The organism is Flavobacterium silvaticum (genome assembly GCF_012911565.1).
Taxonomy (GTDB): domain Bacteria; phylum Bacteroidota; class Bacteroidia; order Flavobacteriales; family Flavobacteriaceae; genus Flavobacterium; species Flavobacterium silvaticum.
Genome location: NZ_JAAMPU010000104.1, coordinates 149,909 through 174,753, shown reverse-complemented (window position 1 = coordinate 174,753; position 24,845 = coordinate 149,909). Strand labels below are relative to the sequence as shown.

Genomic DNA, 24,845 nt, shown 5'->3' with positions numbered 1-24,845 from the left:
AAAAAAAGGCTCTCCAATCGGAAAGCCTTTTTTGCTTAGTTGAATTTGTTGCTTAGTTAAAGTAAAAACCATTCGGCCCGAGCCCAACCGTCGTCTGGTTCAAAAGTGTTCCGTTGGAATTGTCATAGACGAATATTTTTCCGTCCGAAGTAAAATCTTCAGCTGCTTCAGAAATATAGATACGCCCGTTGTTCACGGCAAAACCATAACCCATATACGGATTCGTCGAGCCCGTAGCTACAAATGCCGTATCAGTAAAAGCAGTTGCGTTCAACGCGTATTTATAGATATTGCCCGAAGCCGTGTAATAGAAATTCCCATTGTCCACATCAAGGTTTGCAAGCCCCGATTGCGTTTCCGGCAATTCGATTGTCTGTGAAAGCGTATTGTTTTGGGTGTTGATCTTTATCAGTTCACCAGCTCCTGAAAATCCGGCACAAAGCGCGTATAGTTGTCCGTTTTCAATGTCGAACGAATTCGGGGCAAAATCTGTTTCTATAGTGGCAGTTATAGCATCTGTTGATGGATCGATTACCGTAATCGAATTTCCGCTTCCGAAGAATCCGTTTGAAACATAGATTTTACCGTTGGCCTCAATGATTCTTTCAGCCGATGCATTCGTGTTTATCGTTCCCACAACTGCCAAAGTCTGCAGGTTGATAACCGATACATAATCATCAGTGGCCGGAAAATCAAACGTATTTGAATTGGTCACATATGCCTTTCCATTGGCAACAGTTCCGTAACGTGGCGCTGCAAAACCAGAATCGATCGTCGCGATATATTCAAACGTGTATCGGTTCACCACAGTGATTTTGTTCGACCCCGAAATAACGAACGCACGGTCGCCATCAAAGAAAATCGATTGGGTGTATTGTCCCAAATCCTGTGTTTCCCCATTCACTTCGTAAAAAATATCCTGTTGGACGGTGTTGAAATCGTCGCTGATATACGTCACGGTTCCGGTTCCGCCTTCGTTGAGTACCAGTACGCCATTGTCGTAATCGCCGAGTGGTGCGCGGTTGTCATCATCATTGCTACAAGAAGCAAAAAACGCAGCTGTAAACGATAGTAAAAGTAGTTTTTTGATGTTCATTTTTAAAGCATTAGAGTTAGTGAAAAAGTATAGTGTCGCCCGGGATACGGACGGTTGATCATGGTTTGGTATTCCTGGTCGAAAACATTGCGGACCTGGGCTTCGACCACTATGCTTTTTTGTTTCCCGAATCGGTACGAAACCAATCCATTGCCCACAAAATAGCCGTCAAGGTCATACCTCGGATTATTATCGGAACGCGTCGGGACCGAACCTGTAAAAAGTCCCTGAAGCCCAACACCAAAACGGTCGTACGTATAATCCAATGCCGCCGTTGCTTTGTGTTTGGGCACATATATTAGCTGTTTTTCGGTTTCTGCATTTTGCGAATTGGTGTACGAATACAACACGGCCGAAACCAATTTATGCGAACCCGATTCAAATGAATGTTTCCCTGAAAATTCAAGCCCAAAAGATTCGACTTCATTCACGTTTACCGGACGCCAGGCTGCTGTAGTTCCCGGAAGCCATTGGATCATATCTGAAATATCCATGTAAAAAACCGTCAATCCGGCGGATAGATTCTTCCATTGGAAGTCCTGACCAATTTCGGCCTGATACGAAGATTCCGGTTTGAGATCAGGATTACCTCCATCTGCCCAATACAAATCATTGAACGACGGAATGCGATAGTTTCTTGAACCGTTGAATCGGAGGGAATAATTGGAAGTAATTTGGTATTTTCCTCCGGCAGAAAACAAAACCGGGCTCGAATAATCGTCGCTCAATTCCTGTCGGATACCAAGTTCGTACAGAAACTTCCCGGGAATATGTCTGAAGACCAAAGTACCTGATCCAATGTTGCGATTTGTCTGGCGGACATCGGTTCCGCTTCCCCGGATAGATGCATATTCAACCAAAGCATTCACAAACATATTCGACCTGATCTTCAAGGCAGCATCGTATTTCCCGATGACGGTTTTGGCCAGGCCGAACGATGGATTTTCATCATTCAATGTTTCGAAATACCGATACTGTTCTTCCAGATAAGCGACTCTTGCCCGTGAGTTGAAATTTTCATTTCCATAAATCCATTCGAGCAAATTCCGGCTGTTTCTATCCTGATATTTTGTAGGTGTTTCAGATGGACTGATAAGCGAAAAATGCCGCTCACCTGATGAATACTGACTGTATAACCGTATAATATTTTTGTGGTTTATCCGATAACCAGCTGCGGCCGAAATTCCAGTATTGAAAAAGGCACCATTCAAATTATTACGGTCGCTGTCAGGAAATGGATAATCATTTTCGGACCTGTTATGCGACACCGATGCATTGACCGAAAATTTCCCGTCAGATGCATTGATGTTGTACGCAAATCTTCCGGTATCGAAACTTCCGTAACTGAGCGAAACCCGATTATCTAAATGTCGATAAAAATCCAAAGTTGTGTTTAAGTGGATGCTTCCTCCAATGGCGCTGCTTCCGAACAAAACGCTTCCGCCGCCCGGACGAACGGTAATCTGGCCCGCATCTGAAGTGTAGTACGAATTGAAATCGAACTGTCCGTTGAACTGGGAATTGATATTGATGCCGTTCCAAATTACCGCGGTTTGCTGGGCCGTGGTTCCGCGAAAAGAAGCAGATGAAACACCACCGATTCCGTTCTCACGAATATAAACCGGGCTGTTGAACTGGATCAAACCACCAAGCGATGTTCTGTTTGAAGTGTAAACAGAATCTGAAATTGAAATTGCTTTTTGTGTTGACCCGTATCGTTTGAGCGACACATCTGAAATATCCACCTGACGCAAAAACACAGTATCCTGCTGTGCCCGACCCACGAGGCACAACAGCAACAACGCCGGTAAAATCCATTTTTCACTATACATCGCTGAATCTTTTTTCCCGAAGATCCGGTTATCGTTTATTGGAAAAATGGCAGGTCTCCTGGCTTGCGTACTGTGGTCGGCCTTCCCATTCTTGCGAACAGTGGCGTGAAAGATAACCCAGTCTTGATAGCTTACAGTTGCGGGAACAGCTCAGGCATTTACCTGATTCCCTTTTAATGCCGACGGTGAAATTTTCCGGCGGCAACCGTTTTCCGGCGGCAAAGATAGGTTTAAAAATGAAAGTTTCGTCACGAAAAAAAATGGAATTTTATGGACAACCATTTCAGAGATTTGGATACGGATCGATGGAAGCCGTTATTGAAATTTGCTTCATAAAAAAAACAATTATGATAACAACAAAAGGATATGCGGCACAAACCGCAAATGCAACCCTGGCACCGTGGAATTTTGAAAGACGCGATGTAGGGTCGCACGATGTCCAGATTGAAATTTTATTTTCAGGTGTGTGTCATTCGGACCTCGCCCAAATCAACAACGAATGGTTTCCCGGAATTTTTCCAATGGTTCCCGGACACGAAATCGTCGGCCGTATCATAAAAATTGGCGACCATGTCAGAAACTTCAAAATCGGAGATCTAGCAGGTGTGGGAACGCTGGTCAATTCGTGCCGTAAGTGCAGCCATTGCAATGACGGACTTGAAGTCTATTGCGAAAATGGCGTGATCACAACGTATAATGGCATAGACAAATACGGCGACAACCTGCCTACCTATGGCGGATATTCCAATACAATCGTAACCGACGAAGCCTTTACCGTCCATATTTCTGAAAAACTCGATCTTGCCGCGACCGCACCTTTATTATGCGCCGGAATTACAACCTATTCGCCTTTGAAACATTGGAAAGTCGGAAAAGGACATAAACTCGCCGTTCTGGGATTAGGCGGCTTGGGCCATATGGCGGTCAAATTCGGGGTTGCGTTGGGAGCCGAAGTCACCGTTTTGAGTACTTCTCCCAAAAAAGCAGCCGATGCCGCAAAATTAGGCGCGCATGATTTTATCGTCACTACAGATGCGGCACAAGTCGAAAAAGCAAAAGCATCTTTCGATTTCATCATAGACACTGTGAGTGCGGAACATGACTTTGATTTTTATCTGTCTTTGCTAAAACTGGACGGTGTACATATTTGTGTCGGCGTTCCTCCGGAAGGAATCCATTTAAATGCATTTTCATTGCTGATGGGAAGAAAAAGTATCGTTGGATCGGCATCAGGCGGAATTGCCGAAACCCAGGAAATGCTTGATTTCTGTGCCGAACACAACATCACAGCCGATATTGAGCTTATCGACATCAAAGATATCCACAAGGCTTTCGACCGTATGGAAAAAGGCGATGTCAGATATCGGTTTGTCATCGATATTTCAACATTATGAAATAGAGGAAGCGGACAGGTTCATTGTCCGCTTCTTTTTTTAATTTAGTTTGCAAGATGAAAAAACAAGTCATCCCTTATCATATCAAATCCGTCCAGGAATTACTCGGATTCTGGGGAAGGCCGAAACCGAGGCATCCGCTCATCAGCGTATTCCTATTGTGCGAAGCGGCTGTCCAGGATACATTGCCCGAATATCACACTTATGGCTTCTACTGCATTGCGATCAAGAAAAATTTTGGTGGAAAAGTAAAATACGGCCAGCGGTATTATGATTTTGATTCGGGTGTAATGTCTTTCGTTTCACCAAATCAAATGTTGTCGCATCTTAAGAATGAGGCCGTTCCGAATGAAGGTATTGTCCTGGTCTTCCATCCTGATTTCCTTTTGGGTCATCCGTTGGCGAAAAACATAAAAAAATATGGTTTCTTTTCTTATGAACTGAGTGAAGCGCTGCATCTGTCGGAGCAGGAAGAAAACACCGTGGAGACCCTTATGAAAAATATCGAGACCGAATACAATTCGAATATCGATATATTCAGCCAGGACGTCATCATAGCCCAGATCGAGTTGCTGTTACAATTCAGCAATCGGTTCTACAACCGCCAATTCATTACCCGAAAACCCGCAAATGACGATATTTTAGTCCGATTGGAAAATGTGTTGGCTATAAGTTTTGAACCTGACAGGATTTCAGAAAACGGCTTGCCTACGGTACAATATATCTCGGAACAGCTTCATGTTTCACCTAACTATCTCAGCGATATGTTGCGAACTATAACCGGTCAATCGACACAGCAATATGTCCACGACAAGCTTCTGGAAAAAGCAAAGGAATTGTTGACGACTACCAACTTATCGGTCAAGGAAATAGCGTTTCAACTTGGGTTCGATTATCCGCAGTCGTTCAACAAACTGTTCAAGAACAAAATGCAGGTCTCGCCTTTGGAATTCCGCCAATCGTTTAACTAAAAAATGAATCAGGCAAGCATAACGACTGAAATGCTACCTTTGCCTGCATCATGAAACAATTCCCCAGATTCTGCTTTTTAATCGTTTGTACAACTTCGATGCTCTTATCATCCGGTTGCAGGAATGATGCTTCCGATGTTGCGAAAACCGATTCAAAAACGGCCAACTGCGTGCAGTATGCCCACGGTTTGAAGTTGTTCCGATACAAAGATTTCACCCTGGCGACAGTTCAGGATCCGTGGCCCGGAGCGACAAAATCATACCGATACGTCCTTGTAAAAAAAGATGCTGTAATCCCTGACAGCCTCAAATCTGAAACAATCATTACGGTTCCTGTCCGGAAAATAATCGTCACTTCCACGACTCATATTCCGTCGCTCGAAATGCTTGGGTCGGAAAATACATTAATCGGATTTCCGCAACTCGATTATATTTCTTCACCAAAAGTGCGTCGGAGAATTGCAGATGGAAAAGTGCGTGAACTCGGAACGAACCAATCGATCAACGTCGAAAATGTGATCGATTTATCGCCCGATGTCTTCATCGGATACGGCATCGACAACAACAACCAAACGCTCGACAATCTCAAAAAAGCCGGAATCAAAGTCATGCTCAATGGCGACTGGAACGAACAGACGGCTCTCGGAAAAGCGGAATGGATCAAACTTTTCGGGGCATTGTATGACAAAGACAAACTAGCTGATTCGTTATTTGACAACATCGTTACGGAATACGAAAACACGATTAAGCTCGCCAAAAAGGCTAAATCAAAACCTACCGTGATGGCAGGCGCGCTTTACGAAAACAAATGGTATATGCCGTACGGCGACAGTTGGGGCGCAACGTTGATTTCACAAGCCGGCGGCAATTATTTGTGGGCCGATTCGAAGGGAACGGGAAGTTTGTCGCTGTCATTTGAAACGGTTCTGGACAAAGCATCGGGCGCCGATTTCTGGATCGGGCCGGGCCAATTTACTTCGCTTTCGCAGCTGATTTCGGAGAATCCGGATTATGGCGCTTTCAAATCCTACAAACAAAAAAACGTATTCTCGTTCAGCGTCAAAAAAGGCGAAACCGGTGGCGTTTTGTATTACGAACTCGCTCCGAACCGACCAGATTTGGTCCTCAAAGATCTCGTCAGCATCCTCCATCCGGAATTGCTGCCGAATTACAAACCCGTCTTTTTTGAAAAATTGAAATGAGACAAAAACCCGCAACCGTATTGATTTTATTGCTGCTCCTGGTTGCGGTATTGTTCTTTGCAGACATTTGCCTCGGACCGGTCGCGATCCCTTTTAAGGATGTGTGGCGTAGCCTGACCGGAAATTCCGCATCGAAAGAAACCTGGTCTTACATCATCGTTAATTACCGTCTGCCAAAAGCTATCGCCGCGATATTGGCCGGAACCGGGTTATCCGTCAGCGGATTGTTGATGCAGACGTTGTTCCGGAATCCGTTGGCCGGGCCATATGTATTAGGTGTCAGCTCAGGTTCAAGCCTCGGAGTAGCTTTCATAATCATGGGCGCGGGGCTTTTCCCATTTTTTGCAGAATTGGCGGGAAGCGCGATAAGCCTGACGGTCGCTTCGTGCCTGGGAAGCAGTTTGGTTCTGGCACTCGTGGTTTTGGTTTCGGCACGGCTCCGCGATACGAATGCCATTTTGATTGTCGGGTTGATGTTCGGCAGTTTCACCAGTGCCATCGTGGGTTTGCTGAGTTGGTTCGGAAGTGCGGAACAGCTGCAGAAATTCACGTTCTGGTCTATGGGAAATCTGTCTAACATGAGCTGGGATTCGATTGGAATTTTAAGCTTTTTCGCAGTCATCGGGCTTGTTATGGCAGCGGCTTCGATCAAATCACTCGATGCTTTTTTGCTCGGTGAAAACTATGCCCGGAGCCTCGGTGTAAACGTTCGTATTTCCCGATTGCTGATATTGGTTTCAACAAGCATTTTGGCCGGATCGATTACCGCTTTTGCCGGCCCGATTGCATTCGTCGGGCTTGCCGTTCCTCATTTGGCGCGATTGCTTTTCAAGACCGGCCAACACCGTATCCTGTTTTTGGGAACGATACTTTGCGGCGGAATTATCCTGCTTCTGTGCGATATTTTGTGTCAACTTCCCGGAACGGAAACCGTGCTTCCGATCAATGCCATCACATCTATCATAGGTGCGCCGGTCATTATATTTTTGTTGCTCCGAAAAAGACGGTCCGCTGTATGAAAACAAACGCTATCCTATCGGCCCGGAATCTTTCGATCGGCTATAAAAAAAAGTCGGGCGATGTTGTCATTGCGCAGCAGATAAACCTGGAATTGCAACCCGGAAAACTGATTTCGTTGCTTGGCGCGAACGGTTCCGGAAAATCTACGTTGCTGCGTACGCTGACCGGAATCCAACCTGCGATTGACGGATCTGTTTTTTTGAATGGTGCCGATATCGCATCACTATCCGCAAGGCAAAAAGCGACTTTACTTAGTTTGGTTTTAACAGATGACTTGCCGCCGAGCGATTTGTCGGTTTTTGAACTTGTCGCGCTCGGACGTCAACCGTATACCAATTGGATCGGGACTTTGTCTGATTCTGACACATCCCCTATTGAATCGGCCATGGAATCTGTCGGGATTTCATATCTGGCAAACCGAAAATATTACGAACTGAGTTCGGGCCAATTGCAAAAAGTATTGATTGCACGTGCGCTGGCCCAGGACACACCCTTGCTGATCCTTGACGAACCGAGTACGCACCTTGATTTTTTGCATCGGGCGGAATTGTACCGGTTGTTGAAAAAACTCGCCCACGACTATCACAAATGCATTTTGTTTTCGACCCATGAATTAGATATGGCATTGCAATTAAGCGATGAGTTTTTGTTGCTGACTGATAGAAAACTGGTACATGGCGGAATCGACCAACTCATTGAAAATGGAAGTTTCGATACGTTGTTTCCTTCAGGATCGGTTCGGTTTGACAGGGAAAACAGACGTTTTTATTTTGGGTGGTGATTACGGAAATGCTATTGAAATAATGAAATGAGAAATTGCTTACACAACGTGATGACAATTGTTTTATGAGTCTTTTTTAAAAGGGCTGTGAAAAGTCGTTCTCAACGCTTCAAAATTTAACCTTTAATACATAAAAAATGTACCTGAAATAATCGGGATTTTTTTAGGGACAACACCGGCCCCTCCCCAGTGGCAATATAAGTCTCTGGCGAATAACCCGAATACATAAAATTACTTCGTACAATTCGCTACGCTCGGGTCTGCCGATTTTGTTAAATCCTACCACACAAACCTTCCAATATTAATTTGATTGTTTTCCCTTTCAATACCCCCCCGAATCTATAGTAATCTATTACGGATGAACTTAATACCTGGTTAGAAATTCCAAAATCTAAAACCAACGATTTACAATAACACTATTAAACAATTTGTGGATAAAGAAAGTGTGGTGATTTTAAAATCCACATCAAAAAATGCCACATCGGATCAAATTTTTAGACCAAAATGAAAAACATCATAAAACCCAAAGCCGTCATTTTCGACATGGATGGAACACTCGTCGACAATATCCCGTTCCACAAAAAAGCCTGGCTCACTTTTCTGGCAAAACATAATATCCATCTCGAACCGGAACATTTCAATGCCCAGAATCACGGAACCATAGACGAAATGATAAAAAGATTTTTCGGAGAGAATCTGAACCCAAAACGCATAACCGAACTCGGTTTTGAAAAAGAACAAACCTACCGCTATTTATATCGGGAGCATATTTCCGAGATAGAAGGACTGACGAAGTTTCTGCGGAACCTGAAAAACCAAAACATAAAAATCGGACTTGCCACGATGGGCGATATTCCCAACATCGATTTTATCCTGGATGCATTGCAAATCCGTGATTATTTTGATGGTATCGTTGGCGGGCATATGATTTCAAAAGGCAAACCAGATCCTGAAATTTTCAATACCGTTGCGACTTTGCTTCATGTTGAAAACAACGATTGCCTGGTTTTCGAAGACTCGATTGGAGGCGTGCGATCAGCGAGGTCTGCAAATATGTGCGTCATCGGGATCATGACAACTGAATCTTCAGATGATTTGAAAGCCAACGGTTGTTTCCGGACAATCAAAAGTTTTGTGGAGTGCTGCGATGTGGACTTTTTAAAATCCACAACATAAATTGCCACATTCCATTTTCGCTGCAACGCCAATCCAAAAGAAATTCGCTAACTTTCACAAGAACCCGAATTTCAATCTATGAAACTAATTGCCGCTTTTTTATTGCTTACCCTTTCGCTATCAGCCCAAAACCTTGAACTGACGCCGAACGGTTTCGCTCCGGTCGAAATTCCACGACCAGACAAACGATTTGACCAGATCCAGGACCAGATAAAATACTGGCTCGGCGACTACAACCGCAATAACGAATACGGTTACGATGTGTATGATGTCACGGAATCGTCACTCAAAATCGACGCTTCAAAAGACAATGCTTTCTATTACCAGAACAAGGGTGAAACGTTCCAGCACAGGATCAAATACACACTTGCCGTCGAGATAAAAGATCAGGTCATTGTATACAAATTCAGCGTAAAAGAAATTTATGCCAAAAAGGTCCTGACGAATTTGACCGTGGCTAAATTCTTCACTTCGGAAGGCAAACTAAAATCTGATTATCTAGAAGTGAAACCGTCTCTCGAGCGCACGGCAAACGACATACTCAACTCTTTCGAGGTCTATATGGCTTTGCTTAAATAGAAGTTAATTCGGCCGCGATTTTATCCGGAAAGAAGTAACTTAAATAAAAACTTCGATCATGGATACGACAGACAACAAAGACCTTTCGGACAAAAACTGGAACAATGAAAAACCGGCAACCGACGTCAATGAAGGTTTCAGCGGAAAAAATATTCCCCAGGATTATAATCCGGCCAAAGATTCAAGGGATAAAGAAACAACAGACGACGTACCTGATTTAAGTGCCGGAAAGGATCCGCAGCAACTCAAGACCAACGAAGACCACAATTATGACGATGCTTCACGTTATCCGGCTTCAAGTCCGGAAAATAAAAAAACGAGATCCCAAAATTTATAGTTACGCTTCGCGGACAAACTGAAGGTTCGCACTTAGTGTCACTTCTTCCCCAATTACCAATCCGCCGGCATCTGTGGTAGCGCTGTAATGAATGCCGAAATCTTTGCGGTTTATTTTGCCCACCAACTCCACGCCCGCGCGATGATTGCCGAAACCGTCTTTGGTTTCACCTCCGAAATTGAGCTGCATCGGAATGGTTTTGGACGTTCCTTTTACAGTCAGTTCCGCATCAAAATCAAACCGGTCGCCTGAAACATGGCGAAAATTGGTTCCGTTCAATTTAATTTCCGGAAACGAATCGGCATCGAGGAATTCAGGTGTCTTTAAATGTTCGTCCCTATCGGTTTCATTCGTATCGATGCTGTATACATCAAGCGTCGCTTCAAGTGTTGCACCTTCGAACGTATCCATATCGGCGGCGAGCAATCTTCCCGTAAACTGGCGGAAGCTTCCGGTGACGGACGAAATCAATAAGTGACGAACTTTAAAATAAACTTCGGAATGTTTGGCATCAAGGCTCCAGTTATGGGTTTTCATAGGTTGGTGTTTATTGCTTAAAAGTACAATGTAGATTGGATTTTGGCAAATTTGGAAAGTGTATATTGGTTGGGGAATTGGGAGTTCGGAAGTTCGGGAGTTCCGGAGTCCGGGAGACGGGAGAGACGGGAAAGACCGAAAGCCGGGAATTGGGGCGGAAGCGGCGAACCAAATGAAGTTAATAAAAAACCTTGGCGAAATTTAACATTTTCGGCATTTTTTATGTACCTGACTAATTTCCGGGAAGGCTATATTGCAATGGGGAGGGGCCGTTGGTGTTCCCTACGAAATCCTGAAATAATTGAAGTACATTTTTTCTGTATTACATGTTAAAATTAGGAACTAAAAGTGAGCACGGAAAAATAAAAATCCGGATACCAAGCCTAAAGCAAACTCAACAAAACTGAAACCGTTACCTTGCCCCGAGAAAATTTAGCGACTCCAAAATCGAAATAGAAGAAAAATCTGTTTCGGACATATATGAGAGCCAGAATAAAGAGGTTTAAAAATCCTCTCTAAAGCCGCAATTTTCCAGATAATTTTAATTTTTCATTATTGAACAAAACATGTTTCGCATAACTTCAATTTACCAATTCTTCAAACGAGCTTTAAGCGGAGGGCACGAAGATTTCACCAAAGGCAGCATCCGTATTTCCGTATTGTTGCTGGCGATTCCTATGATGTTGGAAATGATGATGGAATCTGTTTTCGCTCTTGTCGACCTCTATTTCGTTGGTCACTTGGAACACAGCAGTTTTGCGGTGCAGACTGTCGGGTTGACTGAATCTGTATTGGCTTTCGTCTACTCTCTCGCCATCGGCTTAAGTATGGCGACCACGGCCGTAGTGGCGAGACGTATCGGGGAGAACGATCCGGAACGCGCGTCAAGATCCGGCATACAATCGCTTATTATTGGAATGACCATAAATGTTTTCATTGCCATTCCGGGGATCATTTTCGCCGAAGATATTTTGCGGCTCATGGGTTCATCTGCCCAAGCTGCGACTTATGGAAAGACATTCACACAGATCATGATGGCAAGTACGTTCATCATCATGCTGTTGTTTCTGATAAACGGAATTTTCCGTGGTGCGGGAAACGCCGCGATGGCAATGAGAAGTTTGTGGATATCCTCAATAGCAAACATTATTTTGTGTCCGATTTTGATCAACGGTTTCGGCCCGATTCCCGCGTTTGGCCTGACCGGGGCCGCATTGGCGACTACAATCGGGAGAAGCTTTGGCGTAGTCTATCAATTCTGGCACTTGTTCAAAGGCACGCATAAAATCAAAGTCTTCCTTTCTTACTTCACTCCGGATACTGAACAGATAAAGGCACTCGTAAAAATTGCTGCACCGGCCGTTTTCCAATTTGCTATCGCTTCGTGTAGCTGGACTTTCCTTGCCAATTTAGTCGCTACGACAGGCGGCGACGAAGGTTCTGCCGGCTATCAGACGGCCATGCGGCTCATGATGTTCTTCATGCTTCCGGCCTGGGGAATGAGCGGTGCCGCGGCAACATTGGTCGGACAAAATTTAGGGGCCAAACAAATCGAACGGGCCGAAAGATCGGTTTACGTGACAGCAAAATTCAATGTGATTTATATGGGATTCGTGATGTTACTTTCGATGCTGTTTGCTTCACCTCTCGCCCACTTCTTTTCAAACGATCCGGCCGTACAGGAAATTGGGATCAAAGCCGTACGCATTATGGCATCGGGTTATTTATTTTACGGCGTCGGGATGGTGCTGATCAATGCTTTCAACGGATCGGGCGATACCAAAACACCAACGTGGATCAATTTATTCGGGTTCTGGTTCTTCCAGATTCCGTTGGCTTATGTGCTTGCCATTTATTTTAATCTGGGACCGACAGGTGTTTTCATTGCGATTCCCGTAGCCGAAACAGCCATTTCAATCGCAGGTGTCATCTTATTCAAAAGAGGCCGATGGAAAACCGTACAGGTGTAATAAACATTTGATTTTTCGACCTTTAACCAATCGTACAAGAATATCTTAAAATTATGTAAAAACCCAGATTGGCCACTTAGGTAACTTAGCGACATGGAAAAGAAAGAAAAAACTTTTCCGAAACCAAGTCCAACCTAATCTGTAACGCCATGAAAGTATTTTCCTTTTTATTGTCCGCATTAGCCTTTTTGACTTCAGCTTATTTTTTCATTGTTGATTTCAGGATCACTACAGAATCAAATCACCTTATCTATATGGGAATGCTAATCACTTTGATGTCGATTTGCATCCTTGGAATAATCCTTAACGCCCCATATGTGTTCAAAACAAAACGCCGCGCTAAATCCTTTACCTATAGCAGCTATATGCAACAACGCATTAAAAACAAATCATTCGACAGCCAATTGGGGCTGATGTAATATAAATCTCCATAGATTTTAACTTGGAAAGCCTTCGGAAGAGGGCTTTTCTATTTTAAGAAGATTTACATAAAAAACGTACTTCTCCAAACACTGCATTCGTTATTTTTACCGTCTGCCCAAAGTTGCGGGCATCGGATACATGGAATCAGCTCTAATCGCACTCATCTCTTTTTGCATCGCCCTTTTCATAGGGATTTACATTGGAAAACTCCTGGCGCAAAGTCGTTCGAAGGCGGATTTAGCCTCAGCGGAACAAAAATCAGCTGTATTGCAGTCACAATCAGAAAGCATCCGCCAGCAACAATTGCTTGAAAAAAGCCAATTTGAAAAACAGGGACAACGATGGGTTGAGGAAGTGGAGAATCTGAGATCTGAAAAAGAAAACCTGTCGGCACGCCTGACACGAAAAGAAGCCGAATTCGAAAACATTTCGGAAAAACTACGTGACCAGAAAGAAGAAGTCGAACAATTGCAGCAAAAATTCACCAAGGAATTCGAAAATCTCGCCAATAAAATTCTCGATGAAAAATCGCTCAAGTTCACCGAACAGAACAAACAGAATATTTCCAGCCTGCTCAATCCGCTTCAGGAAAAAATACAGCTTTTTGAAAAACGGGTAGATGACACACACAAGGAAAGCATCGACTACCACGCAGCTTTGCGCCAACAAATACTCGGGTTGCGCGACATGAACGAACAAATGAGCCGCGAAGCCGTAAACCTGACCCGAGCTTTGAAAGGCGATTCGAAAATGCAGGGAAATTGGGGCGAGCTTGTACTCGAACGCGTGCTTGAAAAATCCGGACTTGAAAAAGGTCGCGAATATGAAGTGCAGCAAAGTTTCACTACTACAGAAGGTAACCGCGTTTTCCCGGATGTCATCGTCAATTTACCCGACGGAAAAAAAATGGTCATCGATTCCAAAGTTTCGCTTGTAGCTTATGAGCGATATGCCAACGAAGACGATGAAACCCTCAGGCCTTCACTTTTAAAGGAACACACCAATTCAATCCGGCGCCATATAGAGCAGTTGGGCGAAAAGAATTACCATGATTTGTATCAGATGGAAAGCCCCGATTTCGTATTGCTTTTTATCCCGATCGAACCCGCTTTTGCGTTGGCTTTGAACGATGATGCCACGTTGTACAATCGGGCATTCGAAAAGAATATCGTAATTGTGACACCGGCTACATTGCTCGCTACCTTGCGAACCATCGACAGTATGTGGGCGAACCAGAAGCAACAACAGAATGCCTATGAAATTGCGCGACAGGCCGGAGCTTTGTACGATAAATTTGAAGGTTTTGTCCAGGACCTGATTAAAATCGGGAAACGGATTGACGACAGCAAAACCGAATATTCCGCAGCGATGAACAAACTCTTCGACGGAAAAGGCAACCTGATCTCAAGTGTCGAAAAGCTCAAGAAAATGGGTGCCAAAGCCAAAAAATCATTGCCTGAAAATGTATTGTTACGTGCCGATGTCGAACCGGCCGAAGAAAACCAAGACGAACTATGAGCGACCCATTCAAATCTGTAAATGCATCCAAAGTAACCATTTCGGAACTGATGCTTCCGTCCCACTCCAATTTTTCGGGCAAGATCCACGGCGGCTACATCCTGATGCTCATGGATCAGATCGCGTTTGCGTGTGCGAGTAAATTCTCAGGCCATTATTGCGTCACGGCATCGGTTGAAACGGTCGATTTTTTAAATCCGATAGAAATAGGCGAACTCGTAACCATGAAAGCATCGGTGAATTATGTGGGCAGAAGTTCTATGGTCGTTGGCATCCGCGTTGATTCCGAAAACATCCGCACCGGCAAAGTCAAACATTGCAATTCGTCTTATTTCACCATGGTTGCCAAAGATGATTCGGCACAAAACATCGAAGTTCCGGGATTGATTTTAGCGTCACCGGACGATATAAGGCGGTTCTACAAAGCCGTCCATCGGATACAATCGCGCAAATCGAACGCTGATCATTCCGACACTTTCGATTCGACGACAAAAGAAGCGATCGACAATCTTTCAAATTATCGGGTTCAGCTAAAAAGCAAGTAAATTCAAGCATTCTGATTACCCTCTTTGTTAATTTTTAGGATAAACCACACAAACTCTGTTGCGATTGTAATTTTTTGCTATTTTTGAGCCTTTCCCAAAAATCCATGAAGAAAAATTACCTGCTGATTGCCTTATCGTTACTGTTGGTTTGCACAACCCTGATTGTATCTTGCCAGGATGACGACGGAGACGCTTACGTTCCGGTTTCCCCTGTCGTTTTGAACCCCGCAGACGTACCTTACGCCAAACTTTCGGACTATCATTTTTTCGAAGGCGCACTCAAAGACCTGACGCCGGCTTACAAAGTTTTGCCGTATCGCCCAGCGAGTGAATTATTCACCGATTATGCCCACAAAAAACGTTTCGTCTGGATGCCGCAAGGAACCATGGCGACTTATAACGGAAACGACAACGCCTTGGTTTTTCCGGTTGGTGCCGTATTGATCAAGAATTTCTTTTATGACAATGTTGCCCCGAGCAATACCACGCGTATCATCGAAACCCGCATTTTGATAAAGACACATGAAGAAGGTTTCAATTCAGATGGCAGCATGATCGATTCCGGTTGGGAACCATACGATTACATCTGGAACGAAGAACAGACCGAAGCCTATCTGGATACGGAAGGACAAGGTGTCTTTGTGCCGCTGACATTCACCGATTCGGGCGTAACACGCGACATTTACTATAAAATTCCCGCACAAACCGAATGTCATACGTGCCATAAACTGAATCCCGACCATGCCGTTGGTGGCGAAGTGGTAATCCCGATTGGGGTAAAACCACAAAACCTCAACAATGTGTATGATTATGGCACGGCGCAACGAAACCAGCTTGAAAAATGGGTTTCGGAAGGTTATCTTGATCCGAACATCCCGGCAAATATTTTATCGACAGTCGATTACCGCGATACCAGCCAACCGCTCGAACTTCGCGCTCGCTCTTACATAGATGCTAACTGCGCCCATTGCCACAGGATTGGCGGACATTGCGATTATGCTGCCATGCGCTTCAATTTCAGCAATACGGACCTGAGCACTTTTGGTGTCTGTATGCCGTATCAGTTCGCGCTTCCGGAAGACATGGAATATGTGATCAAAGCTGGCGATGCCAACAACTCGGAACTTATTTACCGGATCAGTTCTACCGACGGATCTGTAATGATGCCTTTCATTGGCCGATCCATAGTACATGACGAAGGTGTCGCGCTTATGAAAGAATGGATCAACTCACTTGAAACTACTTGCGAATAACTATCTCTTAAAAAAACAAAACCACATGAAAAAACTTTACATTCTTGCATTGCTTGCGGCCGGGCTGCCTTCTATGGGCCAGACCGTGAGTTTTACACAAACACCGCTTGGTGGAAGTACCGCTTATAATCCGTGCGTCGTCGATATGAACGGCGATTACCTTGACGATGTCGTATCTGTCGGAACGAACCAGCTTAAAGTATGGAAACAACAGGCCAGTGGCGGTTTTGTACTTTCAACTTACGCGGTTACGGGTCTTGGCCTTGGCTTTGCCTCTCCGGACTGGAGTGTCGCTGCAGGAGATTTTGACGCGAACGGATATTGTGACCTTGTGCTTGGTAATGGCAGCCGCGTTTCGGTTTTGAAAGCAAATGCAGATGGAACCGGATATGCACTATCCTCTTATCCGCAGAATATCTTTACCCAAAGAACCAACTTTGTTGACATCGACAACGACGGAAACCTGGATTTATGGGCATGTCACGATGTCGCCCAAAGCCATGCCTACCGCAACGATGGCGCAGGGAACTTAGTGTTCGATACTACCTTGATGCCGACACTTGCCGTTGGTGGTAACTATGCATCCATCTGGGCGGACATCGACAGCGACGGACACATCGATATGTACCTGGCTAAATGTCGTGCCGGTGCTCCGGTAAACGATCCGCAACGCGTGAACCTCTATTACCACAACAACGGTAACGGAACGTATACCGAAATGGCTGCTGCCGCTGGAATCAACGACGGTTCACAATCATGGTCTACAGCAGTTGAAGATTTCGACAACGATGGCGATATGGATTTGCTGTTGTCAAACGTGGGATCTTCTGAAGGCAACGACCACAACAAATTCTACCGCAATAATGGAGACGGTACGTTCACTGATATTTATGCGACAACCGGAATCCAGGACGTAGTAGGTTCATGGGAACTTCAGGCCGCCGATTTCAACAACGACGGTTTCGTGGATTTCCTTTGGGAAAACTCAACCAACCTGTACCTGAATAATGGCGATAATACATTTACTGGTTATGATTTGCCTTTCGGACAAGGAGCTTTTGGTGATTTGAACAACGATGGTTTCATGGATGTACAGACTGGAAACAACATCTACATGAACGACGGAAATGCCAACAAGTGGGTAAAAGTGACGCTTGAAGGAAACGAAAGCAACCTGGAAGGAATAGGTGCACGTGTCGAAATCTATGGTGCATGGGGCAAACAAATCCGCGATATCCGCAGCGGACAGGGATTCTCAAACATGAGTACGCTTAATGCTCATTTTGGTATCGGAAGCGCTACTGCAATCACAAAAGTAGTGGTTCGCTGGCCATCGGGAATTGTAGACGAAATCCTGAACCCATCTACCAATTCGACCGTTCACGTGGTTGAAGGAACAAGCCCGCCTTTGAGTGTTGAGCAATCGGCTGTTGCAGCATTCACCATTTCACCTAACCCTACAAAAGACATGTTGTTCCTTACCAAAGGCAGCGAGCTTTTCAACGGAGCCAAAGCAGAAGTTTTCGACCTTGGCGGACGCAGTGTCATGCATGCCGATGTCAATGGTTCCATCCTTTCTGTCAGCAAATTAAGCATCGGAACTTATGTCCTGAAACTTACAGATGCCAACGGAAATGTCTTTACACAGAAATTTATCAAGGAGTAATTTCCAATTACATACAAACGAAAAGGCCCGGTTCAAAACGCCGGGCCTTTTTTATGGTAACTGAACCTTGGTAGTGGAATTGAGCTTGTCCAGATGCAGTTCGGTAATCGTATTGTCTTCGTTCTCAAAATACATCATATTGAATCTGGCGCCGTATTCTATTTCATCAAAAGTATAAGATGTACGCGCAGCAACCGTAGCCGAATACATATCGTCGAACGCCCTCATATAAACGATCACTTCCCCATCGGCCTTTTGGAAATCCGTTTCGGTCATGCCATATAGCGGACTGCTTTCGGTAATCGGGTGAACCAGCGTCCAGCTCAATGACAAAGATGTGATTTTGGTCATTTCCAACTCAAGAACGTAAAATTTATTCACGGCCTTTTCTCCATCGGAAACACTCATTGCCAAAGTTACTTTGACTTCGGCGTCAAGCAAATCGGCATTTTTGAAAGGAACTACGCGAAGCATCAAACCTGTAATTCCTTTGTATGGAGCGATGAGTGCTTTATCTGAAAATTTGAGGTATGCTTTTGGCCTGCTGAAACGACCGTAGAATAAACCTGTCGCAATGGCAAAACTGAGCAATCCGGTCAAAGCCTCGGTAGCTGCGACTGCTGATGTAAAGAATCCGTTCGGGCTGATGTGTCCATAACCGACGGTCGTAAACGTTTGTGCCGAAAAGAAATACGCTTTCCCGAATTTGATCCATTCCGGCCCCGTAGCATCGATTCCGTCAAGGTATTGTATTCCGATGCCATAATAAACCAAAGCGAAAATAAAATTGACTCCGGTATAAAACGCGACAAGAATCAGCAGGAATTTCCAACGCGGCATTTCGAGCATCGTATGATACCAGCTGATACGCGAAAGACGCGACATGCCACGCTTGCGGATATTGGCAGATCCGTCTTTGTTGATGAACCTGCCGCCGTAACTTCCGGGATTAGTCCCAAAGCCGCTGCTGTCGGTCGCTTGTGCTCTTGTGTTTACTTTGTTGAATAATGCCATTATTGGTGTACGAATCTTACGGTTTGGATGCCTTGTTCCGACTGTATGCGGAGCAAATAAACGCCGGCCAGAAGCGCGGTGGCATCAAAGGTAAGATTTTGACCATTCACTTTTTGGGTGTAGACCGATCGTCCCATCGTATTGAAAATCTCAATATTGGAAATGGGGAATTGGGAAGAAAGATGAAGCGTTTCGCGAACCGGATTCGGATAGACACTTACTGAACTGTAAACTAAATCCTGGGTAGAAAGACTGGTATCTGTGGCAATCCAGCTTGAGGCGATGTTGTTATCGAGAGCCGTATCGATGAGTTGCAGATACGATCCGTTTCCATCAGCATCCGGCCACGGTGAAGAATCAAAATATTCCACGGTGTCTATCAAATTCCCGAACGCATCGCTCAAAACCAGCTTTTGGGAACTGTTCGACAAATTGCGCGTGAATTGCCCGAAAGCAGCAAAACCGTATCGCGCCTGAAAAGTCGTAGTATTACTCGCCAGGAAAACACTTTGGCCTGCATTTAAGGTCGCTCCAAACGGAAACACATAAGACAAGCCCAATCTGCTGAAATAAATCCCACTCAAGTCAACAGTTGCATTTCCGGCATTTTTGATCTCTACGAATTCCTGGTCGTTGCTCACCGGAAACGAACCTGAAGTTCCCGGGTTGTAATTGATTCTGTTGATGACCAAAGACGGAACCGCCACATTAGTACAGTTCCCGTAAGGCCCGATATTTTCCTGCATCCAGTTGAGCCTGTCATACAACCAGGTTTTCATGTTCTCCGTTTCTGTAATAAGGTCAGGAACCGTTCCCCAACGTTCATTCTCACGAATGGAAGCTTCAGTAATCAATGCAACTGTCTGATCAATAAACGTGGACAAATTGCTATGTTTGAGCGGTTGTCCCGGTTGTGTCAGGTCATGGAAACGCTTGGACAAATAGCATTTGAAGGTTTCATTATCGAACAAATCTTTCCAGAATTTAGAACCTGTGTTGTCGCCATTGTCGAATTGCCATACATCTGTATGACTGCGGTCGAGACCATAATTGAACAAGTCATTTCCATAGGTAAGATTGTAATCCCATATTGGGCCTGCACGCAATTTGCCCTTTCTGTCTTTATGGAAATATGTGCTGAGCTGATACGAATCTACATTCGACGCCAGTTCGCTTGAAATCATGAAGTCTACAAAACTGGGAATGTCAATGACAGAGGGAAAGCCATTGTCGAGGCTCAGATTGTCGGCATGTGCGGTTGAGGCAAGCGTCTCAAATACATCATGTATGAAATCGTCCTGTGCCGCCGTCACGTCTTCGGGCTTTGGCAAATCGTGGATATAAGTGGTTTGCCATTCATAGGACGGCATAATCCATGCAACCGGATCGTCTTCGTCTTCCCTATCGGCTTTGGTGATATAACCTCCGGAAATAGTAGGTTCTGTGTTGTCCGATGCCGTAATTTTGACCACGTTGACCCTATTCGAATCGGCCTTTATCTTTTCCTGCAAAATGTACAGCCCTTTGTAATCTCCATTGATGACAACTTCGCAATAGACCGTTCGGGGGGCATAATTCCCCATAAGACGTGACAAATTGTACGACAGATAATCGCGTATTAACGACGGATCGAAGGCAAGTCCGTTCAAAACCCAGTCATTCTCACTCGGCATTCCCAAAAGGCTTACGTTGTTATTGCTGGAATTGTCGGCCTGAAGCGTCGTGAGTCCATATTGCTTTTTTGGCAAATCCTGGGACGTCGCGCCTCGTATCTCAATATTCATACGGCCATTATAATTGAGGAAAGCGGCATTGTCCTGATCCGACAGGTAATTTCTGGAACCGTCAGGATGCTTTATGATTTTCATGTTTCCGAGCACACGCGGATCATCGGGAATTTCATACGGCTGACCCGTATTCGGATCGATATCTGTGTTTATGATGACGATGGGCAGATTGCTATCTGTAAAAACCTGGGCGGAAATTTTTCCGGAAAAGAGGATTCCGCATAGCAATAGGATCTTAAAAATGGACCGAAACCCAACAAAGGTAGTTTTCATTCGCATACTTGTCTTTTTGCAAATATATCTTTTAATTAAACTTAAATTAACCTTAACAAAACATTGCTTGAGACAATAAAAAAACCGGCACTTTAAGATGCCGGTTTGATTTTGTGAAGATTATGCTACAACCGATACTTGAGACCGGCACTGAATACAAAACCTTCGGTATGGTTCCAGATATCATCGAATGTCGGATTCGTCGCCGGTCCGTTTACGACACTTTTGTAACGGCTCTGGCGCTCGTCGGTGAAATTCTCGAGGTTGACGTAGAAACTGAAATCCCCCAGATACTTTTCTGCGGAAAAACCGAATTCCCAGAAGGATGGCGTAGGCGTCGCATCATACAAATACTGCTTGTCAGTAAAATACCCTTCAAGCCCGAACTTGAAATTGCGTTCCTTTTCATACAGCAACGTCAGGTTCACTTTATTTTTTGGGACAAGCGGCAGGAATTGGCTGCCTGACAAATAACCGGCTTTTGCATCGGTGAACGTATACCCCGCAAACAGCTTGTAATTTTCGTGGAAGATGAATTTCAGGTTGGTTTCAAACCCAGTCGATCGCACATTCTTATCGCTACTGACAAAAAAGTAAGCATCTCCTTGCTGCTCCAAAACCAACGGATTGGAAAGCGAGGTGTAGAAAAATAGCTGGTTCGCACTGAAAGACAATTCTTCAAACAGCCGCTTTTTGAAATTGAAATCCAAGGTTCCTCCTACGCTTTGTTCGGCCTTTGATGTAGAAAGCGCCAAAACATTGCGGTATTGGAGCGATTCGGTCTGTTCGGTGAAAACCGTCGGCACTTTGTAACCCAGACCGCCGCCGGCACGCATAGACAAACTGGGGGTCATTCGATACAGCACGGAAATTCGCGGCAGCGCAAAAAACCGATTCTGTTGGAAAACCTTCGTGGCATATTGGACGAAATCTCCGCGAAGGCCGGCCTCTGCAATGAATTTATCAGAAATATCCCAGGTATCCTGAAAATACAAACCGGCTGTGAAAGTACGGCTTGAAAGATCGTTTCCCGAAACGTTTTCCTTTTGGTTGAGCCTGTCGTAAATCAGGTTGGCACCGGTAATAAATGCATGTTTGTTCTTTTTTATGGCATAAGACAAATCTGTAAAACTTGTGGTATTGAGACCCGAGAAGACATAATCTGACATCGAGATTTTCCTGTCGAACAGACTCAGGCTTTGTTTGAGAAGCACATTTCCTTGATTTTCCATTTTGTGAGACCATTCGAAAGTCGTGATATTACGAACGGTATTGTTCTTTTCAAAATACGTATGGCCATCTGATGCACCATGATCTATGACGGTCATATCGCCACCGATACTTTCTCCAAATGTGAGGCTGTTGCCGACTGAAAAGGCATTGGATGCATTCGGATAATAGAAAATCCTGGGATGGATCGTGGCATTCTTTGATTCGGGAAGTTCTGAAAACCCATCTTTATCGACATCGTAATCCTGTTGAAGATTGCCGAGAGCGAGCATGGAATAACCCCATTTGCCTCTTTTAGCCATTGAAAACATCCCGAAATTGGTTTGCCCGATATGCGACTGATTCAACAGAACCAAGGTCTCGGGTTTTTCTCCCGGTGTTTTGGAGATGAAGTTGACGACACCTGCAATCGCGCCGCCTCCATACAACGTGGAAGCCGGACCTTTGATCACTTCGACCTGCTTCAAATCAAGAGGCGGAATTTCAAGAATGCTCAAACCAGAAGCGAAGTTCCCGAAATTGGGATAACTGTCTTTGAGCAATTGGGAATAGCGACCGTCAAGGCCTTGGATCCGAATGCTGGCGTTCCCGGATGTTGCCGAGGTTTGCTGCACCTGGATTCCGGTGCTTTCGTGCAGCACCATGGAAACATTGGCCGGTTTCATATTTGCCTTTTCCTCGAGTTCTTCGGCATCTATGGTTTCTACGCGCGTTGGTGTGTTTTTGATGGTACGGCTGGTTCGCGTGGATTGGATGACGACTTCTTCAAGTTCTTCACCGTCAAGCGAATCTTTGTCCACAGGCTGTTGAGCCATAACAATAGCGTATTGCAGCAGCATGGCCGCCACTGCGAGATATTTTTTCATGTAAAAGGAATTAAGTTAAGAATGTGTTCGTTGCGACGATTCTTAACTCAACTTAGGCGGCTGCCAGATGGATTTGGCCTGATCTGATGGAAAAACCGGCTGATATTCGACCGCCATTTTGGTTTCGGCGATAGAAATTTGAGCAGATTGAATCACGACTGGAATGGCAAGATTCACCATCTGCATTCCGCAACAGGCACAACTGCAGAACGGCGGACACTGCTCGTTGTCTGAAGCGTGTTTTTGGTGTCCGGTTGTTTTTTCTGTTTTGATTTCAGGACATTCAACACCGTCATGGCAAGGCAATACGGCCAGGCACAAAAGATAGACGCTGAATATCCAAAGAAATTTCATGAGGTAAATGTATGGAATTTATACATGAATCTGTTGGCTGTTTGGATTGCAAACAGAGTCCGGGCCTAGCCCCGATGCAAGTGTAAAGCCTTTTGCCAGAAAGCGGCAGCCAATGCTACGCCCGCACAGCGACTAAAAGAAGCTCGTGCAGGGGTTTGCTTTGGCGCCGGTTTTTAAAAAAGCTTGAAACGGGCAGCGGGATCATGCTAATAAAAAATAAAAATCATTACTAAATAATAGCTAAATTAGTAACCGAACAGTTACACAATGAGACGAGATGTTTTCCAGGCGATTGCCGATCCGACGCGTCGGCACATATTATCGGTGTTGGCAAAAGCGCCGATGAACCTCAATGCGGTTGCCGATCATTTTAAAATAAGCAGGCCAGCCATTTCAAAGCAGGTCAAGATTTTGGCCGAATGCGGATTGATACGGATGCGGCATGAAGGACGTGAACGGATTTGCGAACCCGATTTCAAAAAAATAAAGGAAGTGGCGGATTGGGCCGAAACATATAGCGTATTCTGGAATGAAAAACTGGACGCACTTGGAGATTTTTTGAACACTAAATAATAGTATTATGCATGAATCTGAAAAAAAACCGCTCATACTGGAACGAATCTATGATTCGCCGGTTTCCGAAGTATGGCAGGCACTGACCGACGTTTCCAAAATGAAGCAATGGTATTTCCCCATGCTTGAAGATTTTAAGCCCGAAGTTGGTTTTACGACTGAATTCACGGTGCCGCATCCGAACGGGAACCAATATGTGCATCGTTGGACTGTTACCGAAGCTGTTCCTCAAAAAACAATCGCATATGACTGGAAATATCCGGATTACGAAGGCATGGGAAATGTGCGTTACGACCTTGAAGAGGCTGACGGAAAAACGAAACTGACCTTGACATTCCGAATCCTCGAATCTTTCGATCCGGACAAATTCCCTGAGCTATCAATGAAGAACTTTACCGAAGGCTGGACGTATTTTGTAAAAGCCATTGAAGATTATCTGAAAAAATAA

The 24,845-nt window shown here is 44.7% G+C and carries 23 protein-coding genes and 1 riboswitch; of the genes, 16 read left to right on the top strand and 7 right to left on the bottom strand.

All coding sequences use genetic code 11. The features are described from left to right. Positions 1–52 precede the first annotated feature (52 nt). Together G6047_RS08850 and G6047_RS08845 are read right to left on the bottom strand one after the other, a co-directional pair. Positions 53–1,096: a DUF5074 domain-containing protein gene (locus tag G6047_RS08850; protein WP_169527246.1), complete on the bottom strand. Its 1,044-nt coding sequence runs from the start codon at positions 1,094–1,096 to the stop codon at positions 53–55. Between the two features lie 2 nt (positions 1,097–1,098). Further along, on the bottom strand, positions 1,099–2,928 hold the full coding sequence (locus G6047_RS08845; protein WP_169527245.1) for a TonB-dependent receptor plug domain-containing protein: 1,830 nt from the start codon (positions 2,926–2,928) through the stop codon (positions 1,099–1,101). A 31-nt stretch (positions 2,929–2,959) separates the two neighbouring features. Continuing rightward, positions 2,960–3,153: riboswitch (cobalamin riboswitch) on the bottom strand. Between the two features lie 122 nt (positions 3,154–3,275). On the opposite strand from G6047_RS08845, the gene G6047_RS08840 reads away from it, so the two are divergent. From G6047_RS08840 to G6047_RS08805, 8 genes are all read left to right on the top strand, one after another. Beyond that, positions 3,276–4,322, top strand: coding sequence for an NAD(P)-dependent alcohol dehydrogenase (locus tag G6047_RS08840; RefSeq protein ID WP_169527244.1), 1,047 nt, complete (start codon positions 3,276–3,278; stop codon positions 4,320–4,322). 56 nt (positions 4,323–4,378) lie between these two features. Further along, entirely contained in the window at positions 4,379–5,293 is a 915-nt protein-coding gene (locus G6047_RS08835) for a helix-turn-helix domain-containing protein (RefSeq protein ID WP_169527243.1), read from the top strand. A gap of 50 nt (positions 5,294–5,343) precedes the next feature. Further along, positions 5,344–6,495: an ABC transporter substrate-binding protein gene (locus G6047_RS08830; RefSeq protein ID WP_169527242.1), complete on the top strand. Its 1,152-nt coding sequence runs from the start codon at positions 5,344–5,346 to the stop codon at positions 6,493–6,495. Further along, positions 6,492–7,514 carry an iron ABC transporter permease gene (locus G6047_RS08825; RefSeq protein ID WP_169527241.1) on the top strand — a complete coding sequence of 341 codons (1,023 nt, stop codon included), beginning with the start codon at positions 6,492–6,494 and terminating at the stop codon, positions 7,512–7,514. The genes G6047_RS08830 and G6047_RS08825 overlap by 4 nt, the downstream gene beginning before the upstream one ends. Beyond that, on the top strand, positions 7,511–8,296 hold the full coding sequence (locus G6047_RS08820; protein ID WP_169527240.1) for an ABC transporter ATP-binding protein: 786 nt from the start codon (positions 7,511–7,513) through the stop codon (positions 8,294–8,296). The genes G6047_RS08825 and G6047_RS08820 overlap by 4 nt, the downstream gene beginning before the upstream one ends. Positions 8,297–8,800: 504 nt before the next feature. Then, on the top strand, positions 8,801–9,472 hold the full coding sequence (locus G6047_RS08815; protein ID WP_169527239.1) for an HAD family hydrolase: 672 nt from the start codon (positions 8,801–8,803) through the stop codon (positions 9,470–9,472). A 78-nt stretch (positions 9,473–9,550) separates the two neighbouring features. After that, the gene (locus G6047_RS08810; RefSeq protein ID WP_169527238.1) at positions 9,551–10,051 is read left to right on the top strand and encodes a hypothetical protein; all 501 of its coding nucleotides are present in this window, start codon (positions 9,551–9,553) and stop codon (positions 10,049–10,051) included. Between the two features lie 58 nt (positions 10,052–10,109). Further along, positions 10,110–10,388 (top strand): hypothetical protein, encoded by a 279-nt coding sequence (locus tag G6047_RS08805; protein WP_169527237.1) that lies wholly within the window; start codon positions 10,110–10,112, stop codon positions 10,386–10,388. Here G6047_RS08805 and G6047_RS08800 read toward each other — a convergent pair whose 3' ends face one another. Beyond that, the gene (locus G6047_RS08800; RefSeq protein ID WP_169527236.1) at positions 10,389–10,925 is read right to left on the bottom strand and encodes a YceI family protein; all 537 of its coding nucleotides are present in this window, start codon (positions 10,923–10,925) and stop codon (positions 10,389–10,391) included. Positions 10,926–11,491: 566 nt separating this feature from the next. On the opposite strand from G6047_RS08800, the gene G6047_RS08795 reads away from it, so the two are divergent. The 6 genes from G6047_RS08795 to G6047_RS08770 all read left to right on the top strand — a co-directional run bounded on the left by G6047_RS08795 (position 11,492) and on the right by G6047_RS08770 (position 18,300). Continuing rightward, positions 11,492–12,895: an MATE family efflux transporter gene (locus G6047_RS08795; protein WP_211165412.1), complete on the top strand. Its 1,404-nt coding sequence runs from the start codon at positions 11,492–11,494 to the stop codon at positions 12,893–12,895. A gap of 149 nt (positions 12,896–13,044) precedes the next feature. Then, complete coding sequence (locus tag G6047_RS08790) at positions 13,045–13,314, top strand: hypothetical protein (RefSeq protein ID WP_169527235.1); 270 nt, start codon at positions 13,045–13,047, stop codon at positions 13,312–13,314. Positions 13,315–13,456: 142 nt separating this feature from the next. Then, positions 13,457–14,836: a DNA recombination protein RmuC gene (gene rmuC / locus G6047_RS08785; protein WP_169527234.1), complete on the top strand. Its 1,380-nt coding sequence runs from the start codon at positions 13,457–13,459 to the stop codon at positions 14,834–14,836. Beyond that, positions 14,833–15,381, top strand: a complete 549-nt coding sequence (locus tag G6047_RS08780) for an acyl-CoA thioesterase (RefSeq protein WP_169527233.1) — start codon at positions 14,833–14,835, stop codon at positions 15,379–15,381. Before rmuC ends, G6047_RS08780 begins: the two co-directional genes overlap by 4 nt. Before the next feature lie 104 nt (positions 15,382–15,485). After that, a complete protein-coding gene (locus G6047_RS08775; protein WP_169527232.1) occupies positions 15,486–16,634 on the top strand; it encodes a hypothetical protein in 1,149 nt (382 codons plus the stop codon). Between the two features lie 25 nt (positions 16,635–16,659). After that, the gene (locus G6047_RS08770) at positions 16,660–18,300 is read left to right on the top strand and encodes an FG-GAP-like repeat-containing protein (RefSeq protein WP_169527231.1); all 1,641 of its coding nucleotides are present in this window, start codon (positions 16,660–16,662) and stop codon (positions 18,298–18,300) included. A gap of 51 nt (positions 18,301–18,351) precedes the next feature. Here G6047_RS08770 and G6047_RS08765 read toward each other — a convergent pair whose 3' ends face one another. The 4 genes from G6047_RS08765 to G6047_RS08750 all read right to left on the bottom strand — a co-directional run bounded on the left by G6047_RS08765 (position 18,352) and on the right by G6047_RS08750 (position 23,824). Beyond that, positions 18,352–19,314, bottom strand: a complete 963-nt coding sequence (locus G6047_RS08765; RefSeq protein ID WP_169527230.1) for an ion channel — start codon at positions 19,312–19,314, stop codon at positions 18,352–18,354. After that, positions 19,314–21,374 (bottom strand): CotH kinase family protein, encoded by a 2,061-nt coding sequence (locus G6047_RS08760; RefSeq protein ID WP_169527229.1) that lies wholly within the window; start codon positions 21,372–21,374, stop codon positions 19,314–19,316. Before G6047_RS08760 ends, G6047_RS08765 begins: the two co-directional genes overlap by 1 nt. Positions 21,375–21,499: 125 nt before the next feature. Further along, positions 21,500–23,470, bottom strand: a complete 1,971-nt coding sequence (locus G6047_RS08755; protein ID WP_169527228.1) for a TonB-dependent receptor plug domain-containing protein — start codon at positions 23,468–23,470, stop codon at positions 21,500–21,502. Positions 23,471–23,512: 42 nt separating this feature from the next. Continuing rightward, positions 23,513–23,824 carry a DUF6660 family protein gene (locus G6047_RS08750; protein WP_169527227.1) on the bottom strand — a complete coding sequence of 104 codons (312 nt, stop codon included), beginning with the start codon at positions 23,822–23,824 and terminating at the stop codon, positions 23,513–23,515. Positions 23,825–24,091: 267 nt separating this feature from the next. Here G6047_RS08750 and G6047_RS08745 point away from each other — a divergent pair, with 267 nt between their 5' ends. Then, positions 24,092–24,397 (top strand): ArsR/SmtB family transcription factor, encoded by a 306-nt coding sequence (locus G6047_RS08745; protein ID WP_169527226.1) that lies wholly within the window; start codon positions 24,092–24,094, stop codon positions 24,395–24,397. Between the two features lie 7 nt (positions 24,398–24,404). Beyond that, positions 24,405–24,845, top strand: a complete 441-nt coding sequence (locus tag G6047_RS08740; protein WP_169527225.1) for an SRPBCC family protein — start codon at positions 24,405–24,407, stop codon at positions 24,843–24,845.

What these genes read in the sequence shown, in the direction of transcription:
- G6047_RS08825 (WP_169527241.1), top strand. Translation starts at nt 6,492, where the DNA reads ATGAGACAAAAACCCGCAACCGTATTGATTTTATTGCTGCTCCTGGTT.
- rmuC (WP_169527234.1), top strand. Translation starts at nt 13,457, where the DNA reads ATGGAATCAGCTCTAATCGCACTCATCTCTTTTTGCATCGCCCTTTTC.
- G6047_RS08750 (WP_169527227.1), bottom strand. Translation starts at nt 23,824, where the DNA reads ATGAAATTTCTTTGGATATTCAGCGTCTATCTTTTGTGCCTGGCCGTA.
- G6047_RS08805 (WP_169527237.1), top strand. Translation starts at nt 10,110, where the DNA reads ATGGATACGACAGACAACAAAGACCTTTCGGACAAAAACTGGAACAAT.
- G6047_RS08835 (WP_169527243.1), top strand. Translation starts at nt 4,379, where the DNA reads ATGAAAAAACAAGTCATCCCTTATCATATCAAATCCGTCCAGGAATTA.
- G6047_RS08840 (WP_169527244.1), top strand. Translation starts at nt 3,276, where the DNA reads ATGATAACAACAAAAGGATATGCGGCACAAACCGCAAATGCAACCCTG.
- G6047_RS08810 (WP_169527238.1), top strand. Translation starts at nt 9,551, where the DNA reads ATGAAACTAATTGCCGCTTTTTTATTGCTTACCCTTTCGCTATCAGCC.
- G6047_RS08740 (WP_169527225.1), top strand. Translation starts at nt 24,405, where the DNA reads ATGCATGAATCTGAAAAAAAACCGCTCATACTGGAACGAATCTATGAT.
- G6047_RS08850 (WP_169527246.1), bottom strand. Translation starts at nt 1,096, where the DNA reads ATGAACATCAAAAAACTACTTTTACTATCGTTTACAGCTGCGTTTTTT.
- G6047_RS08770 (WP_169527231.1), top strand. Translation starts at nt 16,660, where the DNA reads ATGAAAAAACTTTACATTCTTGCATTGCTTGCGGCCGGGCTGCCTTCT.
- G6047_RS08780 (WP_169527233.1), top strand. Translation starts at nt 14,833, where the DNA reads ATGAGCGACCCATTCAAATCTGTAAATGCATCCAAAGTAACCATTTCG.
- G6047_RS08755 (WP_169527228.1), bottom strand. Translation starts at nt 23,470, where the DNA reads ATGAAAAAATATCTCGCAGTGGCGGCCATGCTGCTGCAATACGCTATT.
- G6047_RS08815 (WP_169527239.1), top strand. Translation starts at nt 8,801, where the DNA reads ATGAAAAACATCATAAAACCCAAAGCCGTCATTTTCGACATGGATGGA.
- G6047_RS08845 (WP_169527245.1), bottom strand. Translation starts at nt 2,928, where the DNA reads ATGTATAGTGAAAAATGGATTTTACCGGCGTTGTTGCTGTTGTGCCTC.
- G6047_RS08765 (WP_169527230.1), bottom strand. Translation starts at nt 19,314, where the DNA reads ATGGCATTATTCAACAAAGTAAACACAAGAGCACAAGCGACCGACAGC.
- G6047_RS08745 (WP_169527226.1), top strand. Translation starts at nt 24,092, where the DNA reads ATGAGACGAGATGTTTTCCAGGCGATTGCCGATCCGACGCGTCGGCAC.
- G6047_RS08760 (WP_169527229.1), bottom strand. Translation starts at nt 21,374, where the DNA reads ATGAAAACTACCTTTGTTGGGTTTCGGTCCATTTTTAAGATCCTATTG.
- G6047_RS08820 (WP_169527240.1), top strand. Translation starts at nt 7,511, where the DNA reads ATGAAAACAAACGCTATCCTATCGGCCCGGAATCTTTCGATCGGCTAT.
- G6047_RS08790 (WP_169527235.1), top strand. Translation starts at nt 13,045, where the DNA reads ATGAAAGTATTTTCCTTTTTATTGTCCGCATTAGCCTTTTTGACTTCA.
- G6047_RS08800 (WP_169527236.1), bottom strand. Translation starts at nt 10,925, where the DNA reads ATGAAAACCCATAACTGGAGCCTTGATGCCAAACATTCCGAAGTTTAT.
- G6047_RS08830 (WP_169527242.1), top strand. Translation starts at nt 5,344, where the DNA reads ATGAAACAATTCCCCAGATTCTGCTTTTTAATCGTTTGTACAACTTCG.
- G6047_RS08775 (WP_169527232.1), top strand. Translation starts at nt 15,486, where the DNA reads ATGAAGAAAAATTACCTGCTGATTGCCTTATCGTTACTGTTGGTTTGC.
- G6047_RS08795 (WP_211165412.1), top strand. Translation starts at nt 11,492, where the DNA reads ATGTTTCGCATAACTTCAATTTACCAATTCTTCAAACGAGCTTTAAGC.